This is a genomic window from Actinoplanes sp. NBC_00393 (assembly GCF_036053395.1).
Lineage (GTDB): Bacteria > Actinomycetota > Actinomycetes > Mycobacteriales > Micromonosporaceae > Actinoplanes.
The window spans coordinates 10,756,899-10,773,684 of sequence record NZ_CP107942.1 but is presented as its reverse complement, the minus strand read 5'-3'; the positions used below and the strand labels follow the sequence as shown (position 1 = coordinate 10,773,684).

General features: G+C 71.3%; 14 protein-coding genes. 6 read left to right on the top strand and 8 right to left on the bottom strand.

What is annotated here, in order from left to right; translation table 11 throughout:
• Positions 1 to 40 precede the first annotated feature (40 nt).
• A complete protein-coding gene (locus OHA21_RS49905; RefSeq protein WP_328467767.1) occupies positions 41 to 1,102 on the bottom strand; it encodes a calcium:proton antiporter in 1,062 nt (353 codons plus the stop codon).
• An 85-nt stretch (positions 1,103 to 1,187) separates the two neighbouring features.
• The gene (locus OHA21_RS49900; RefSeq protein ID WP_328467765.1) at positions 1,188 to 1,481 is read right to left on the bottom strand and encodes a SelT/SelW/SelH family protein; all 294 of its coding nucleotides are present in this window, start codon (positions 1,479 to 1,481) and stop codon (positions 1,188 to 1,190) included.
• A gap of 72 nt (positions 1,482 to 1,553) precedes the next feature.
• Here OHA21_RS49900 and OHA21_RS49895 point away from each other — a divergent pair, with 72 nt between their 5' ends.
• A complete protein-coding gene (locus OHA21_RS49895) occupies positions 1,554 to 2,369 on the top strand; it encodes an SGNH/GDSL hydrolase family protein (protein ID WP_328467763.1) in 816 nt (271 codons plus the stop codon).
• On the opposite strand, the gene OHA21_RS49890 is transcribed toward OHA21_RS49895, so the two are convergent.
• From OHA21_RS49890 to OHA21_RS49875, 4 genes are all read right to left on the bottom strand, one after another.
• Complete coding sequence (locus tag OHA21_RS49890) at positions 2,359 to 3,477, bottom strand: glycosyltransferase (protein ID WP_328467761.1); 1,119 nt, start codon at positions 3,475 to 3,477, stop codon at positions 2,359 to 2,361. The two genes, OHA21_RS49895 and OHA21_RS49890, sit on opposite strands and share 11 nt — an antisense overlap.
• Complete coding sequence (locus OHA21_RS49885; protein ID WP_328467759.1) at positions 3,467 to 4,399, bottom strand: glycosyltransferase family 2 protein; 933 nt, start codon at positions 4,397 to 4,399, stop codon at positions 3,467 to 3,469. Before OHA21_RS49885 ends, OHA21_RS49890 begins: the two co-directional genes overlap by 11 nt.
• A 127-nt stretch (positions 4,400 to 4,526) precedes the next feature.
• Positions 4,527 to 6,248, bottom strand: a complete 1,722-nt coding sequence (locus OHA21_RS49880) for a glycoside hydrolase family 3 protein (RefSeq protein WP_328467757.1) — start codon at positions 6,246 to 6,248, stop codon at positions 4,527 to 4,529.
• A 32-nt stretch (positions 6,249 to 6,280) separates the two neighbouring features.
• Positions 6,281 to 7,510: an MFS transporter gene (locus OHA21_RS49875; protein ID WP_328467755.1), complete on the bottom strand. Its 1,230-nt coding sequence runs from the start codon at positions 7,508 to 7,510 to the stop codon at positions 6,281 to 6,283.
• A gap of 123 nt (positions 7,511 to 7,633) precedes the next feature.
• On the opposite strand from OHA21_RS49875, the gene OHA21_RS49870 reads away from it, so the two are divergent.
• From OHA21_RS49870 to OHA21_RS49855, 4 genes are all read left to right on the top strand, one after another.
• Entirely contained in the window at positions 7,634 to 8,296 is a 663-nt protein-coding gene (locus OHA21_RS49870) for a TetR/AcrR family transcriptional regulator C-terminal domain-containing protein (RefSeq protein WP_328467753.1), read from the top strand.
• Between the two features lie 30 nt (positions 8,297 to 8,326).
• Positions 8,327 to 10,822, top strand: a complete 2,496-nt coding sequence (locus OHA21_RS49865; RefSeq protein WP_328467751.1) for an HAD-IC family P-type ATPase — start codon at positions 8,327 to 8,329, stop codon at positions 10,820 to 10,822.
• Positions 10,823 to 10,958: 136 nt separating this feature from the next.
• On the top strand, positions 10,959 to 11,501 hold the full coding sequence (locus OHA21_RS49860; RefSeq protein ID WP_328467749.1) for a DUF1269 domain-containing protein: 543 nt from the start codon (positions 10,959 to 10,961) through the stop codon (positions 11,499 to 11,501).
• Between the two features lie 150 nt (positions 11,502 to 11,651).
• A complete protein-coding gene (locus OHA21_RS49855) occupies positions 11,652 to 12,332 on the top strand; it encodes a hypothetical protein (protein WP_328467747.1) in 681 nt (226 codons plus the stop codon).
• Here OHA21_RS49855 and OHA21_RS49850 read toward each other — a convergent pair.
• Both OHA21_RS49850 and OHA21_RS49845 read right to left on the bottom strand, forming a co-directional pair.
• Positions 12,319 to 12,882 (bottom strand): GNAT family N-acetyltransferase, encoded by a 564-nt coding sequence (locus OHA21_RS49850; protein ID WP_328467745.1) that lies wholly within the window; start codon positions 12,880 to 12,882, stop codon positions 12,319 to 12,321. The genes OHA21_RS49855 and OHA21_RS49850 overlap by 14 nt on opposite strands.
• 109 nt (positions 12,883 to 12,991) lie before the next feature.
• Positions 12,992 to 13,942 carry an NmrA/HSCARG family protein gene (locus OHA21_RS49845; RefSeq protein ID WP_328467743.1) on the bottom strand — a complete coding sequence of 317 codons (951 nt, stop codon included), beginning with the start codon at positions 13,940 to 13,942 and terminating at the stop codon, positions 12,992 to 12,994.
• A 150-nt stretch (positions 13,943 to 14,092) separates the two neighbouring features.
• Here OHA21_RS49845 and OHA21_RS49840 point away from each other — a divergent pair, with 150 nt between their 5' ends.
• Positions 14,093 to 16,753, top strand: coding sequence for an ATP-binding protein (locus OHA21_RS49840; protein WP_328467741.1), 2,661 nt, complete (start codon positions 14,093 to 14,095; stop codon positions 16,751 to 16,753).
• Positions 16,754 to 16,786 lie beyond the last annotated feature (33 nt).

Below are 16,786 nucleotides of genomic sequence, written 5' to 3'. Positions count from 1 at the left end.
GGACGGGGTGGCGGGGTTGGGGCGGCGTCGCGCGTACCGATCAGGGGCTTGCGGCCAGGAACAGGAAGACCGCGAGCAGGCCTAGATGCAGGCCGCCCTGCAGGATGTTGGCCCGGCCCGGGACCACGGTCAGCGTTCCTACCACGACGGTCAGGGCGAGCATGACCATCTGGGTGCCGCCGAGGCCCAGCAGCAGCGGCCCGGGCAGCCAGATCATCGCGACTGCGATGGCGGGGATGGTCAGGCCGATGCTGGCCATCGCCGAGCCGAGCGCGAGGTTGATGCTGGTCTGCATGCGGTCGCGGACGGCGGCGCGGACCGCGGCGATGGTTTCCGGGAGCAGGACCAGAAGCGCGATGACCACACCGACCACGGCGTGGGGTAGGCCGGCGGCGGCTACGCCGGACTCGACGGCTGGGGAGATGCCTTTGGCCAGGCCGACCACGGAGATCAGCGCGAGCAGGAGGAGGCCGAGGCTGTTCAGCGCGGTGCGGGTGGTCGGCGGGTCGAGGTGTTCTTCGGCGTCGATGACTTTGCCGGAGGTGGTGATCGGCAGGAAGTAGTCGCGGTGCCGGCGGGTCTGTACGGCGACGAACAGCAGGTAGAGGCCGAGCGAGACGACGGCGGCGAAGGCGAGCTGCGCGGGGGTGAACTGCGGGCCCTGGCTGCTGGTGGTGAAGGTCGGCAGTACCAGGCTGAGCGTGGCGATCGCGGCGACGGTGGCGAAGGCGGCGCCGGTGCCTTCCGGGTTGAAGACGGCTACGCGGCGGCGGATGGCGCCGACCAGCAGGGAGATGCCGAGGATGCCGTTGCAGGTGATCATCACGGCGGCGAAGACGGTGTCGCGGGCGAGCGACTGGGACTTCTCGCCGCCGCTGATCATCAGGGTGACGATCAGGGCTACCTCGATCACGGTGACCGCGACGGCGAGGATCAGCGAACCGTACGGTTCGCCGACCCGGTGGGCCACGACTTCGGCATGGTGGACAGCGGCGAGGACGGCCGCGCCGAGCAGCAGCGCTACGACCACGACGGCCGGTGGTGGCAGGTCGCGTCCCCACGTCAGGACGAGGGCCGCGACGGCCATAATCGGTACGTACATGGTCCAGCGGGACAAATATGAAACGATCTTCGCCATCACCCGTCAACTCTGCCAAACCGTGGGTGATGGCGCGCGGGAAAGTTGCTCAGCTCTCGTGCGGCCGGTCCGAGTGCCCGAGACTGCGGCCGGGCGCGATCCGGTCCCGGATCTCCCGTTTGAGGTGCGGCAGTTCCGGGAAGCCGCCTTCGGCCTTGCGGGACCAGAGGGTCTCGCCGTCGAGCCGTACCTCGAAGACGCCACCGATCCCGGGGACGAGCGCCACCTCGGCGAGCTCCTTCGAGAAGGTGGTGAGCAGTTCCTGGGCGGTCCACGCGGCGCGCAACAACCAGCGACACTGCGTGCAGTACTCGATCTCCAGGCGGGGCTGTCGGATAGTCACAGCTGACGAGTATGCATTCCGCGGGCCGTCATGCATGATCATGACGCGATGGCCGGTGGGTGGGGAGACGAGTTGAAGCGACGCTGGATCAGTGTGGTGACCGCGGTCGTGACGGGGTTCGCGGTGGCGGCCTGCGGCGGCGAGGGCGATGGGGACAGCAGCGCGTCGAAGGAGGCGCGCGACTACGTTGCGCTGGGTGACTCGTACGCGGCCGGGCTGGGCGCCGGGAACTACGCGGACACCGAGTGCTACCGGAGCACCGACTCGTCGTACCCGCAGTTGTGGGCGAAGTCGCGGCCGGCCGGGACGCTCGGCGACGTGGTCGACAACACCTGCAGCGGCGCGAAGATCCACACGGTGCGGACGAGCCAGCTGCGCGAGCTCGGCGAGGAGACCGGGTGGGTGACGCTGACCGTCGGCGGCAACGACGCGGGCTGGTCCAGCACGGTTCAGCAGTGCCTGATGGGCAACGACCAGACGTGCGCGTCGGCGGCCCAGTCCGCGGTCGCCGCCGCCAAGGTCACGCTGCCGGCCGATCTGGACGGGCTCTACCAGGCGATCAAGGACCGGGCGCCGAACGCGAAGGTGTTCGTGCTGGGTTATCCGCACCTGGTCGCGGAGGGCGACAAGGTCAAGTGCGAGTCGTTGACGGCGGGGCACCGGAAGGCTCTGAACGAGGGCGCCGACAACCTCGACGAGATCATCAAGGAGCGGGTGGCCGCGGCCGGGTTCACCTTCGTCGACGTTCGGGAGGCGTTCGAGGGGCACGGGGTGTGCAGTGCGGCGCCGTGGATCCACGGGGTTCGCGACCAGTTGGCCGAGTCGTTCCACCCGACGGCGGACGGGCAGAAGGCGTACGCCACCGCGCTGACCGCCGTCACCGGCTGACCATCGGCGCGTACGCGACCTCGTCGTAAAGCTGCTCCAGCTGCCCGGTCTGGGTCGCCAGGTTGAAGCGTGCCGTCACGTGCGCGCGCGCCTGCGTGCCCAGCCGGCGGCGCAGATCGGCGTCGCCGAGCAGCCGGCGCATCGCCGCGGCCAGCGCGTCCGGGTCGGATTCCGGGCAGAGCAGGCCGGTCTCACCGTCGGTGACCGCCTCCGGGATGCCGCTGTGCCGGGTCGCGACGACCGGCAGGCCCAGCGCGGCCGCCTCCAGGATGGTGGTGGGCAGCCCTTCGGTGTCGCCGTCGGGCGCGGTTCTGGACGGGGCGACCAGCATCCGGGACTCGGCGAGGTGACGCTGCACCGAGGCGGGTGGCTGGGCGCCCACGAAGGTGGCGTCCAGGCGCAGCTGTTCGGCGCGTTCGCGGATCGCCGGCTGCAGCGGGCCGTCCCCGATGAACAGCGCCCGCGGCCGCGGGGAGTGCATCCCGGCCAGGGCGGTGAGCAGGTCGTCGGCCCCCTTCTTGGGGACGAACCGGCCGACGAAGGCGACGTCCCAGCGTTTCGGGACCATCGGCGGTTCGGCGGGGACGGGTACGCCGGTGTAGTGCACGCGAATCTTGGCCGGGTCGGCGCCGCACTCGATCGCCCGGGACCGGATGACCTCGGAGACCGCGATCAGGGCCGTGGCGCGCTGGAAGACGGTTCGCAGGTTGCGCCGGTACCGCAGGCCGTGCAGACCGGGCTGCCGCGCCTGGCGGGTGACGTCGTGGCCGTGCAGGGTGACCACGAGCGGCAGGCCGAGCCGGGCCGCGGTGCCGCTGATCAGCCAGCCGTCGCCGCCGAAGTGGGCGTGCACGAGGGCCGGCTGCTGTTCGGCGAGGGCCCGGCGCAACCGCGGTGAGCTGCCGGTCAGGCGCAGCCGCAGGAAGGCCGCCCGATCGCCGTCGAACACCACGACGTCGCCGGGCCGGGACAGCGCGGAGGTGACCCGCTCAGCGCCCAGGTAGACCGGGCGCCAGCGGGTCAGCGCGTCGCCGTGCCCGCGGACGAACGTCTCCGATCCGGGCAGCATCGCGCTGCGCCAGATGACGACGCGCCGCTCAGGCGGCATTGACCCGGTTTCCCATGATCATGTCGCGGACCCGGTGCCGCAGGCCGGGTGGCAGCGCCCAGATCTGCGCATGGGTCAGATAGTCGAGCGCGCCGGGACGGCCGTGGGCGCGGGCCTCGGTGAGCAACTCCCGGAAGTGCCGGCCCCGGCGCGACGGCGCGGCCATCGAACTCATCACGCTGAGTGTGAAGGCGGCGTACGCCCGGGGCGTGAACAACTCCCGGTTGGCGCGCAGCCAGGTCATCTGCTGCTCGTACGGCATCTCGAGGCTGATCCGGTGCCGGTTCTCGTCCTGGTGCCAGAGGACCAGCGGCTCGGCGGCGTAGATCAGTTCCACGTCGGGGTCGCGAACCGCCCGCAGCGTCCAGTCCAGTTCCTGCTGGCGGCGCAGGCCCACGGTGAACGGGATCCGGCGCAGCAGCTCGGCCGGGGCCAGGATGGTGGAGGTCTGGATGAAGCCGTCGCCGTAGAACAGGCCCTTGCGCACGGTGAAGTATTCGCTGAGCGGCTCACCGTCGGCCGGCAACCGGCGCGGCATCACCGAGTCGGCGCGCGGGGTACGGCTGATCAGCCGGCTCGCCACCACCGGCGACTTCGCCGGCGACGCCGCGGCGAGCGCGAGCTGCGTCGCGAGCTTCTCGGGCAGCCATTCGTCGTCGTCGTCGAGCAGGGCGACGTACCGGCCGCGGGCCTCACGGGCGCCGACGTTGCGGGCGTTCGGCGCGTTGCCGCGGACCGGGAGCACCACCACGCGCAGCCGTGGGTCGCCGACCTCGGCCAGCGCCTTCTCGGTGGCCTCGTCCGGACCGTCGACCACGACGATCACCTCGAGGTCGCCGTGGGTCTGGTCGAGAGCGCTGCGGACGGCGCGGACGGCCAGGTTCGGGCGGTTGCAGGTCGGAATGACGACGCTGACGTCCATGGCGGCCGACGTTATGGGCATTGAAAGGCCTGAACATGAATGCCAGGCAGCGTACGAGTACCGCCCAGTCGAGCAGTTGCCCCGCCCCGGCGCGTGAGCAGCGATGCCGGGGCGGGGTGGCCGGGGATCAGGCGTAGCGCAGGCCGTGGCCGAAGCGGAACGTCGGGTCGGCGGTGTCGAAGGGCACGTCCGGGCGGCTCGCCTCGACCGCCGCCATCGAGGCCGGGATGTCGAACGGCAGGCTGCCCTGTGGCTCGGCCTCCCCGAACAGCACCCGCACGATCGCCTCGTCGGTCGCGCCGAAGTTGGCGAGCAGCGAGTGCGCGGCGCCGGCGACCGGCGCCAGGATGGCGGGCCGGTCCAGGTAGACGTCGGCGACGGTCGGCACCGCGGCGGCGACGGTCCGGATCCGCTCGATCTCCGCGTCCGGGAACTCCAGGGAGCCGGCCCGGAAGAACGACTCCACCGTGGTGCCGTCGCCGCGCTGCTCGAACGGCGCCTGCAGCTTGAGGATCGCGACGTCGGCCTCGGCCGGGGTGCCGACCAGGGTGCCCCGGTCGCCGAGCGCCTCGGCGGACAGGCCCTCGGCGTAGATCTTGAGACCGGTGGCGAGCGGCAGCCGGGCCGGGCCGCCGCCGGCGTTGGTCAGCAGGGTGTGCGCGGCGGCCTGGGCAGCGAGGCCCTCGGCCCGGGCCTCGGCGGATCCGACGATCTGCTCGGCGCGGTCGGCGTCGACGTACGGGTTCTCGAAGAGCCCGAGACGGAACTTCTCCCGCAGCAGCCGGCGGACCGACGTGTCGATCCGGGACTCGCTGATCGTGCCGTTCTTCACGAGGCTGACCAGCACGTCTGCCCGTACCTCACCGCCGAACTGGTCGACGCCGGCCTCGATCGCCTTGACCATGCGCTCCTCGAAGCTCAGGTGCTCGACGCCCCAGCAGGTGTTGGACAGGATGCCCCAGTCGGTGCAGACGATGCCCTCGTAGCCGAGCTTCTCCCGCAGCAGCCCGGTGATGATCTCCTGGTTGAAGCCGAAGCCGACCTCCTCGACCCCGTCCAGCCCGACCGGCATGCCGTAGTAGGGCATCAACTGGGCGACACCGGCGTCGATGGCCGCCTTGAACGGCTCCAGGTGCAGGTCGAAGAGACCGCCCGGGTAGATCTGCTCCCGCCCGTACGGGAAATGCGGGTCTTCGCCGTCCTTCTGCGGCCCGCCGCCGGGGAAGTGCTTGGCCATCACCGACACCGAGGCCGGCCCGACCTCGCCACCCTGCAACCCGCGGATGTACGCGACACCGAGCCGCGTGGTCAGCCCGGCGTCCTCCCCGAAGGTGGCCGACTGCCGGGCCCAGCGCGGCTCGGTCGCCAGGTCGATCTGCGGGTGCAGGGCGACCCGGATGCCGATGGCCAGGTACTCCCGGCGGGTCAGGTCGGCGAACCGCTCGACGAGCTCCTCCGAACCGATCGCGGCCAGCCCGAGCGGCTCCGGGAACTGCGCGAACGGGCCGGACAGCAGCGCCGCGGCCGGGTTGTCGGTGAAGCTGTGCCGCGGGTCGCTGGAGATGGTGACCGGAATGCCGAGCGGATGCTTGCGGGCCTCGTCCTGCACGGCGTTGTGCCACTCGGCGATCTCCCGCGCGCTCGGCGCGAACAGGATGTTGAAGTGGGTGAGGCCCTGGCCCAGCATCTCCCGCATCGACGGCGAGCCGAACAGGCCCGGCGCGTCGAACTCGCCGATCGCGGCGATCTGCTGGAAGAGCAGGCCGGCCTTGTCTTCGAGGGCCATCCGGGAGAGCAGGTCCTCGACGCGCTGCTCGATGGCGAGGGTGGCGTCCTGGTACGGGTACATGGCACAGCCTTTCTGGACTGATCTTCTCTGGGCTAGCGGACCGCTTTGATGGGCGCGACGGCGAAACCGCCGAGGATCATGAGCGCGATGGCGATCGGGAACAGGGCCGCGTAGCCGACGGCGACGACGATCGCGCCGGCCACGCCGGGGGCGAGGACCTGCGGCAGGGTGGCCGCGATGTTGACCACGCCGAGGTCCTTGGCGGCGTCCTCCTGGGCCGGCAGCACCTGGCTGACCAGCGCGGTGTCGACCGACTGGAAGAGGCCGAAGCCGAAGCCGGTGACCAGCGCGAAGATCACCATGCCGGTCCGGGTGGGCAGCACCCACGGGCCGGCCAGGCCGATCGCGCAGACGATCGACGCGGCGTAGATGAAGATCTTGCGCCGGCCGGCGCGGTCCGAGAGGGGCCCGCCGATCGCGGTCGCGATCAGGGTGGTCACCAGCATGAGAAGACCGAGGATCGGTACGAAGTCGACCGCGTCGTCGCCCAGGCCGATGTGCTCCTGGAGGATGTAGAGCTGGTACCCGGTGATGCCGAAGTAACCGAGGTAGAGCAGGAACCGGCCGAGGAACGCCCACGCGAAGTCGGGGTGCCGGCGCGGGTTGAACCAGAAGCTGCGGGCCAGCACGGCAGGTGAGAACGGGCGGCGGTCGTCGGCCCGGTTGTCGCGGTCCGGGCTGAAGACCACGAAGACGGTGAACACGACCAGGGCGAGACCGGCGAAGAGCAGATAACCGGCGCCGACCCGCTCGGCGAACCGGGTGCCGAAGATCTGGCCGCCGAGGGCGCCGAACATCGCGGCGAAACCGATGACCGCGGCGAACGTGCCGCGCTTCTCCTCCGGGACCCGGTCCGGCATGACGGCGCTGAGCGGGCCCTGCGCGAAGTTGTAGGCGATCTGCACGATCGTCCAGGCGATGCCGATCTGGACCAGGGTGTTCGCGGCGGCCATGCCGACCAGCGCGAGGCCGCCGGCCAGGGCGCCGCCGATGATCCAGGGCGCTCGTGGGCCGTACCGGCTGCGGGTGCGGTCGGAGAGGGTGCCGGCGAGCGGCTGGGCCAGCATCGCCACGAAGGCGCCGAAGGTGGCGACGACGGCGAGGTTGGCCGCCTTGTTCGCCGGGTCGAGGTCCTCGATCTGCAGCGGCAGCAGGATCCCCGGGATGGCGCCCCAGAGCAGGAACATCCCGACGTTGGCGGGGAAGAGGGTGAGCTTCAGGCGGCGCAGGGACTGCCGCGGGGGAATCAGCTGCGTCGTCACGGCAGGTCCTTTCGAGATTTCAGCCCGGTTAATTTCCCGGCGGGGGAAAATTAAGCCGCGATGTCGGCGCAGGTCAAGAGGGTGGGGCAACTTACTTCCCGGCCGGGGAAATATGCTGTGCGGATGCCGGACACCGCACCCCGCCGCCGCGGCCGCCCAGCCCGGATCGATCGGGCCCGGATCGTGGCCGCCGCTCGCGACATGGATCCGCAGACGCTGACCATGCAGGCCGTCGCGGAACGGCTCGGCGTGGACCGCAAGGCGCTCAACTACCACGTCAGCGACCGGGAGGGGCTGCTCGAGCTGGTCGCGCTCGACGTGCTCAGCGGTGAGGTCAGCGAGATTCCGATGCCGGCCGGCGGCGACTGGCGCGATCAGCTCCGCGCGTTCGCCCACAACATGCGCGCGGGCCTGGTCCGCACCGGCGCGCTCTTCGAGTACGTCCGGATGCCGGTGGCCGGTGGGCTGGCCGGCATCGCGGCCGCGGAGAAGCTCATGGAGTCACTCGTCGCCGCCGGCTTCGCCGAGCGTGACGCCGGCCGTGCCATCGGGTTCGTGGCCGAGTTCGTCTTCTCCTCGGCGCGCGACGCGGTCATGATCGAGCGCTTCGGCGAGCACCCGCAGGTCACCGAGCTGCGCAAGGCGCTCGACCGGGTGCCCGAGGACCAGCACCGCACGCTGCGGCGGATGATGACCGGGCACTTCCGGGCGAACGACGAGCAGCTCGAGTTCGACCTGCAAGTGTGCATCGCCGGGCTGGAACAGATCCTCGCCAAACAGATATAAGGCTTAAAACCGGAATGTACGGTGAGGCCGGTGGACCAGCTGATGCTCGCCCCGGCGCAGGGACTGACCGGCGCGGAGGCCGAGGCCCGGCGCCGGCGGGGTGAGGCGAACACCGCCGGCAAAGGTGGCGCGCGCGGCTACGCCGAGATCCTGCGGACCAACGTCTTCTCGTTCTTCAACCTGATCCTGTTCGTCATCGGCGCCACCCTGCTGATCCTCGGCCGCTACAACGACGCCCTGATCAGCGTCGGCCTCGGCCTGATCAACGCGGTGATCAGCGCCGGGCAGGAGATCCGGGCCAAACGCAAGCTGGACCGGCTCCAGCTGCTCGACCGGTCCGGCGTGCTGGTGGTCCGCGACGGCCGGGAGGTGGAGATCGACCCGAGCCTGGTGGTCCGCGGCGACGTGCTGCGGGTCCGGCCCGGCGACCAGATCGTGGTGGACGGCCCGCTGCTCGACGGTGGCCGGCTGGAGGCCGACGAGTCGCTGCTCACCGGCGAGTCCGACCCGGTGGTCAAACACCCCGGCGACGACCTGCGCTCGGGCAGCCTCTGCGTGTCCGGGGACGGGCATCAGCTGGCCCGCGACGTCGGCGCGCACAGCTACGCCGGCCGGCTCACCGCCGAGGCCCGGCGCTCCACCACCGACCGGACACCGCTGCAGCGGAGCATCGAGACGATCGTCCGGCTCGTGATGGCGCTGGTCGCCCTGATGAGCGGCGCCATCCTGGGCCAGGCGGTGATCGAGGGGTTCACCGTGCTGCGGGTCGTCCAGATCACCGCGGTGCTGTCAGGACTCGTACCCTATGGGCTGTTTTTCTTGATCGCCCTGGCCTACACGGCCGGCGCTGTCCGCATCGCCCGGCACGGCGCCCTGATCCAGCAGGTCAATGCGGTCGAGTCGGTGAGCAACGTGGACGTGGTCTGCACCGACAAGACCGGCACGCTGACCACCGGGCAGCTCACCGTCGAGGAGATCATCCCGCTCGGCGCCACCGAATACGCCGAGGTCGCGGCCATCCTCGGCAGCGTGGCGCACAACGCGGCCACCCCGAACCTGACCGCTCTCGCGCTGGCCGCGGCACTGCCCGGGGAGGTCTGGGAGGTCCGCGACGAGGTGCCGTTCTCGTCGTCGCTGCGCTGGTCCGGCCTGGTCGCCGCGGAAGGCACCTGGGTGCTCGGGGCGCCGGACGCTTTCGGACCGCGGCTGCGCCGGCCACTGCGCGCCGGCGAGGTGACCGCGCGGACCGGGCGAGGACTACGGGTGCTGCTGCTGGCCCGCGCCGAAGGGCCGCTGCGCGACGACGCCGGACGGCCGGAGCTGCCGATGCTGGAGCCGGTCGGCCTGGTCGCCCTCGCCGACGAGCTGCGGGACGACGTGGTCGCGACGATCCAGCGGTTCCGCGAGGAAGGCGTCGAGGTCAAGGTTCTTTCCGGCGACGATCCGCGTACGGTCGCCGCGATCGCCCGCCGCGCCGGCCTGGACGCCGACGAGCCGGTCCCCGGCGCGGACCTCGACGACATGGACGACGACGCGCTGGACCGGGTGGTCGCCCGCACCGCCGTGTTCGGCCGGGTCGTCCCCGAGCACAAGGAACGCATCGTCCGCGCGCTCCGCCGGCAGGGTCACTACGTCGCCATGATCGGCGACGGGGTGAACGACGCCCGCGCCCTCAAGCAGGCACAGGTCGGCGTGGCGATGCGCAGCGGCAGCGCGGTCACCCGCGACGTGGCCGACATCGTGCTGGTGGACGACTCGTTCGCCGCGCTACCGCCGGCGCAGAGTGAGGGCCGCCGGATCATCAACGGCATCGGGATCTCGCTGTACGTCTTCCTCGCCCGGGTCGCCAGCCAGGGCCTGGTCATCGTCGCCGTGACGATGCTGGGGCTGGGCTTCCCGTACTCCCCCACCCAGGTCGGGCTGACCATGTTCACCGTCGGCATCCCCACGGTGTTCCTCACGTTCTGGGCGCGGGCCACCCCGCCAGACCCGCATCTGGTGCGCAACCTGGTGCGGTTCGTGGTCCCGGCCGCGGTGGTCACCGCCACGTTCGGCACGGCTGTGTACACCGCCCTCTATGAGCTGCTCACGGTGGGGTTCAGCTCCGGGCGTACGCCGGAACGCATCATCGACGAGTTCGAGCAGTACACCGGCCTGCAGTCCGGGGGCGACGTCGACTTCACCACGGCCTCCGCCACGATCCTGGCGCAGACCGGGCTGTCGACGTTCTTCTGCTTCGCCTCGTTCCTGCTGATCCTGTTCCTGGTGCCGCGCTCCCGGGTCTTCGCGGCATGGACCTCCCCGACCGGGGAGATCCGGCCGGTGCTGCTGGTCTGCGCGCTGTGCCTGATCTTCGCGGCCATCCTGAACGTGCCCGTGCTCTGGGATTACTTCGGGTTGATGGGGCCGTCCCGGCCGGTCTTCCTGGTGGTGCTGCCGGCTCTGATCCTCTGGTACGCCTCGCTCACCGCCGTGTTGCGCTTCCAGCTCTTCGACCGGCTGCTCGGCCTGCAGCCGCCGCGCTGACCCTCCCGCGGCCCCGCTCGATCATGCTCGGGCTGGCGCGATTGAAGGCCTGGGTCATCCGCTCGGGAGGAAGTGCGGGGCTGGCGTGTGCGGCAGGGTCGGGGTAGGACGCGGGAAACCAGCGGGAGGACCGGAGATGGTTGTCGACACGTACACGGTCTATGTCGGCGTGTATCCCAGCGTGGCCGCAGCGATGGCGGACTACGAGACGGTGAAAGCTCTGCACCTGGAGCGAGGGCTGATCGACGACTATGACGCGGCCGTCCTGGAGCGCAGCGCGGAGCACAAGACGAAGATCATCAGGAAGCACGAGACGCCGGCCAAGAGTGGTGGTGGGTTCGGTGCCGGGCTTGGGCTGGCGGCCGGGCTGGCGGTGGCGATCTTCCCGTTCGCGGCGGTTGGTGGCGGTCTGCTGCTGGCCACCACGGCCGGCGGCACGGTGATCGGCGCGGTGGCCGGGCACGCCGCGGCTGGGATGAGCCGGCACGACCTGAAGGAACTCGGCGAGTACCTGGACGACGGGGAAGCCGGGCTGGTCGTGGTCGCCAAGGGTGAGCTGGGTGAGCAGGTGGAACTGGCCCTGCACAAGACCGCGGAGAAGGTGATCTCCCGCGAGCTGAAGGTGGACCACGCCGCGATCCATCAGTCGGTCCGGGCCGCGGCCCAGCCGGCCGGCTGAATCTCGCCGGGCGGAGCTGCCCGGTCGATGATGTTGAGCGCTGCGGCGTCGCCGCAGGGACGCACCCCGCAGTTTGCGGTTGCGCGGCGGCGGGCCGCACCCCTAGGTTGAGCGGAACAACGTTTCCCTCAACGAAACAGGGGGCCGGGCATGGTGAGCACGCTGTTCGGGCTGATCGCCGTCACCGAAGTCGTGCTGCTCGCCCTGGTCGTCACGCTCCGCCGCAAGCACCCGCACTGGGTGCTCAACCTGCTGATCCTCGTCGTCGCGGCGCTCATCTGGGACAACGTCGTCATCGCGATGGGCAGCACGATCGGTTTCGGCGACGTTCTGCACGCGCTGTCACTGCCGCGGTTCTGGACGCACGCGTTGCTCGTACCCCTGCTCATCATGGTCGGGGTGGGCCTCGGCCGCGGCTACGGCCTGCGTCTTCTCGGCGGGCGGGCGGCGCCCGCCGCCTTCGGCGTCCTCACCGTGCTGCTGATCGCCGCCGGGGTCCGGGAGGAGATCATCGCCCTGGATTTGGAACCTACCCGGTACGCCGACACGCTCCGTTACACCAACGCGGCCTCGGAGGGCCCGCCGATCCCGGCGATCATCGCGATCCTGGTCCTGATCGGCATCGGCGTCGCGCTGCAGGTTCGGGCCCGGTGGCCCTGGCTGCTCGCCGGGGCGGCGGTCATGTTCGTCGCAGCAGGCGCCGGGGCGGCGGTGCTGTGGGTGAGCAACCTGGGCGAGCTGGCCCTGATCCTGACCGTGTGGCTGACCGCGGCCAATCTGCTGCGCACCGGCGAACCGGCGCCCGGCCGCGACCGGCTCACTGCTGCATGATCCAGATCGGCAGCGGGGCGGACACCTCGCCGACCACCTGCCAGCCCGCGCGGCGGTAGAGCTCGACGTTGCCGGGTTTGCTGGTCTCCAGGACCGACGGCAGCCCTTCGGCGGCGGCCCGGCGCAGGCCGGCGGCCATCACGGCACGGCCCCAGCCGCGGCCGGCGCTTGCCGGATGGGTGCCGAGCACGCCCAGGTACCAGAACGGCGTCCTCGGGAGGGCGGCGTGCACCGCCTCGTCATAGGTCTTCATCCGGGCCAGGACATCGGCCGGCAGGTCCGGTTCGGCAACTCCGGCCGGCGCCACGCCGTCGGCAGCCGGCGGTTCCCAGATCGCCACGGACGCGCCGGCGCCGATCGTCCAGATCGACTGCCGGTGGACCCGCTTGTCGAAGAGGTGGCCGAAGAAGGCGGCCGCGTACTCCGGATATGTCTCCGGGTCCGGGAAGAGATGGCGCAGCACCGGGTCCTGCGCGAACGCGGCGACCAGGGAGTCGACGATCGGGGCTCGCTCGGCCGTGGTGGCCACGGTGATCTCGGGTGCTGACACAAGCCGCACTGTAGCCAAAACACTGCCGCACCGGTCCCGGGTGGGATCGGTGCGGCAGTCCCCGGCGGTGACGGCGGCCGGCCCCCCAATCAGTCGGCCGCCGGAAGCGTCACGCGGTGGGGATGGTGTGGCCGTTGGCGGCCAGCCACTGGTCGAAGGTCTGCAGGGCCGGGTTCAGCTTGCGGACCTCCGCCAGGTCGCGGACGCCGGTGAAGTAGTCCTCGAACTCGGTGTAGTACTGGAGCATGTTGCCCGCCTCGTCGGCGCCCGGGAAGCCGAGGTCGCGGTAGGCGTCGTGGGTGAGCGGGCGGTAGACGACCGGCTCCCCGACGGCGCGGCTCAGGCCCGCGGCGATCTGCTCTCCGGTCAGGTGCTCGCCGGCGATGTGGACGGTACGTCCGGCGTAGGAGCCGGGGCCGGCCTTCAAGATGCCGTACGCGGTGCGGCCGATGTCCTCGACCGCGATGCCGGCCAGCCTGCTCTCCCCCATCGGCAGGGTCAGGGTGAGCACGCCGTCCGCGTCGCGGGTGGCGCCCCAGCCGTTGGCCAGGTTCTCCCAGTAGAAGGTGGTGCGCAGGAAGGTGGTGGGCACGCCCGCCGCGCGGAACAGCTCGTCCGCCTCGGCCTTGGCGTCGAAGTGCGGGACCTTGTACGCCTCCTGCAGCGTCGGCATCCGGTCGTCGGTCACCGGGATGTGGTCGCGGGTGTCCTCCAGCGTCGACCAGATCACATGCTGCAGGCCGGCGCTCTTCGCCGCGTTCGCGAGGTTGGTGGCCTCCTCGAGTTCCTTGGCGGCCGACATGTGCGCCCAGAAGTTCGTCACCAGGAACGCTCCGTACGCCCCGGCGAACGCCCGCTCCAGCGACGACGCGTCGTAGTTGTCCGCCTGGACCACCTCGGCGCCGAGCTTGACCAGCTCCTGCGCCCGGGGCGAGGTGGTATCCCGGGTCAGCGCCCGGACCGCGTAGTCGCCGTCGGGGTCGGCCAGGATCGCCTTCACGAGCCCGCCGCCCTGGGAACCGGTGGCGCCGACAACCGCGATGATCTTCTTCTCGCTCATCTGTTTCTCACTCCTCGTGTCCGGGGCGGGGGCCTGATCGCCGCTCGCGGACGGCACAACCAGTCTTTCAAATTTTAAATTCCCGGGTGAGTGAGACGGCTGTCACCCCTTCGCGCTCAGTGACCGCTTTGCAGAGCCGATCGGGAATCCGTGACGGCGCGCGAAAAAGATCTGCTGACGGAGGCCGCCAGCGGGGGCTCCGCGCTGGATCGGCTGATCCGGGCGGCCGCCCGGATCCTGCGCGCCCCGATGGCGGCGGTGGTCCGTCCGGGCGACGGACGGCCGGATCCGATCGGCCGCCGGGTGATCGACGCGAACGCGCCGGTGGTCGTCGAGGACGCCGCTGACGGGCAGCGGGTGGTCGCCTACGCCGGACATCCGCTGCACGGCCCGAACGGGACCGCCACCGGCGCGTTCTACGTGGCCGACATCGTGCCGCGCCGGTGGACCGGCGAGGACCTCGCGAACCTGCGGGACCTGGCCGCCGCGGCCGAGTCGGAGATCGCGCACGGTGAGGCGCGGGCGCGGTTGCAGGCCGTTCTGGACGGTACGAACGACGCGTTCGTGTCGATGTCCGCCGACGGCCGGATCAGCGCCTGGAACGTGGCCGCGGAACAGCTGTTCGGCTGGCCGGCCGCCGAGGCGCTGGGACGGCGGGCCACCGAGTTGATGATCCCGCCCCGCTTCCGCAAGGCACACGACCGGGGTCTGGCACGGGTCCGGCACACCGGCGCCTCGGCGCTGGCCGGCCGCCGCCTGGAGTTGACCGCGACCGACCGGGACGGCCGGGAGTTCCCGGTCGAGATGACCCTGCAGCTGCACCGCGAGCACGGTGAGCCGGTGTTCCACGCGTTCCTGCACGACATCACCGAGCGCACCGCCGCGCGTACCGATCTGGAACAGGAGCGGGCCTTCCTGCAGGCGCTGCTGAACAGCCTGGACACCGGGGTGGCGGCGTGCGACAGCGAGGGGCAGCTGGCCCAGTTCAACCCGGCGATGCGGGAGATCCACGGGATCGGGCGGCGGCCGGTCGGCGCCGGGGAGTGGGCCGGCACGTACCACCTGTTCCGGCCGGACGGGCGTACCCCGATGGAGGCGGACGAGGTGCCGCTGGCCCGGGCGTACGCCGGAGAGACCGTGCAGCACGAGGAATTGGTGGTCTGCGCGCCGCAGCGGCCGCCGCGCCGTTTCCTGACCAACGCCCGGCCGATCGACACCGCCGACGGCCGGCGCCTCGGCGCCGTCGTCGCGATGCACGAGGTCACCGAGGCGCATCGCGCTGAGACGTTGCGCCGCTGCCGGCACGCGGTGGCGAACTCGCTCTCCGAGGCGGTCTCGGCCCGGGAGGCGGCGGTGGCCGCGGCCACCGCGGTCGCCATCGAACTGGGCTGGGCGTGCGCCGAGTACTGGGAGATCGGCGAGGAGATCGAACGCGCCGGATCCTGGGCCCGGCACGCCGATGAGGACAGCAGCGGGCGGGGCGTGGCTGACGCGGTCCGGGAGCGCGATGCCGTTGTCTGGGAGGTGTACGAGGGCTGCCGCACCACGATCGGCCTGCCGGTGCACAGCGACCACCGGGTGGCCGGCGTGCTCACCTTCTGCACCGACACCGAGATGGCCCGCGACGAGGACGTGCTCACCGTCCTGCACGACATCGCCGCGCAGGTCGGCCGCTTCGTGGAACGCCGCCGCGCCGAGGACCTGACACTGGCGCTGGCCGCCGCCCGGCGCGACTTCGAGCGGGTGGTCAGCAACGTCAACGACTGTGTCTGGACCGTGGAGATCATGCCGGACCTGCACGTCCGGCCGGTATTCATCACCGCCGGCGCGACCGGGGTGTTCGGCGGCGAACCCGACGACCCGGAGGAGCAGGTCGAGCGGATGCACCCGGACGACCTGGACGCCTTCCTCGAGTTCCGGGACCGGCTGGTCGACGGGCACCCGGCCGAGGTGGAGACCCGGCTGCTCGGGCACGACGGGCAGACCCGGTGGGTGTGGACCCGGGGCACGCCACGGCTGGAGGACGATCACCTCTACGTCGACGGGATCAGCACCAACGTCACCGAACGCCGGGAGCTGGCCGACCGGCGGGAGCAGCTGCTGGCCGGCGAGCAGCAGCAGGTCCGGCGGCTGCGCGAGCTGGACCGGATGAAGGACGAGCTGGTCGCGGTGGTGAGCCACGAGCTGCGCAATCCGATCGGGATCATCGCGGCGTACACGGATTCGCTGCTGGAGGAACCGGAACTGGCCGGCCGCCCGGAGCTCGCCGTCATCGAGCGCACCAGCGCCCACCTGGTGCACCTCGTCGACGACCTGCTGGATCTGGCCCGGTTCGACATCGGGCAGACCGCGATCGACTCCCGCCCGCTGCGCCCGGACCGGCTGCTGCGCCAGGCCGTCCAGGAGCATCAGCGTCAGGCCGACGCCCAGCCGGTCACCCTGGTCGCCGAGATCGGGCCGCTGCCGGTGGTGCCGGGCGACGCGGCCCGGCTGCGGCAGGTGCTGGACAACCTGCTCTCCAACGCGATCAAGTACACCCCGGCCGGCGGCACCGTGACGGTCACCGCGGACGCCACCGAGACGTCGATCGTCTTCGCGGTGACCGACACCGGCATCGGCATCCCGCCGGAGCAGTACTCCCAGCTCTTCACCCGGTTCTTCCGGGCGAGCACCGCGACCAGCCGCAAGATCAAGGGCACCGGGCTGGGGCTGGCGGTCACCAAGGCGATCGTGGAGGCGCACAGCGGCACGATCGCCGCCGAGCCGGGGCCGTCCGGCGGCACCCGGTTCACCGTGACACTGCCCCGGTGACCAAACCCCGGCAACCGGACCGCAACCGTACGC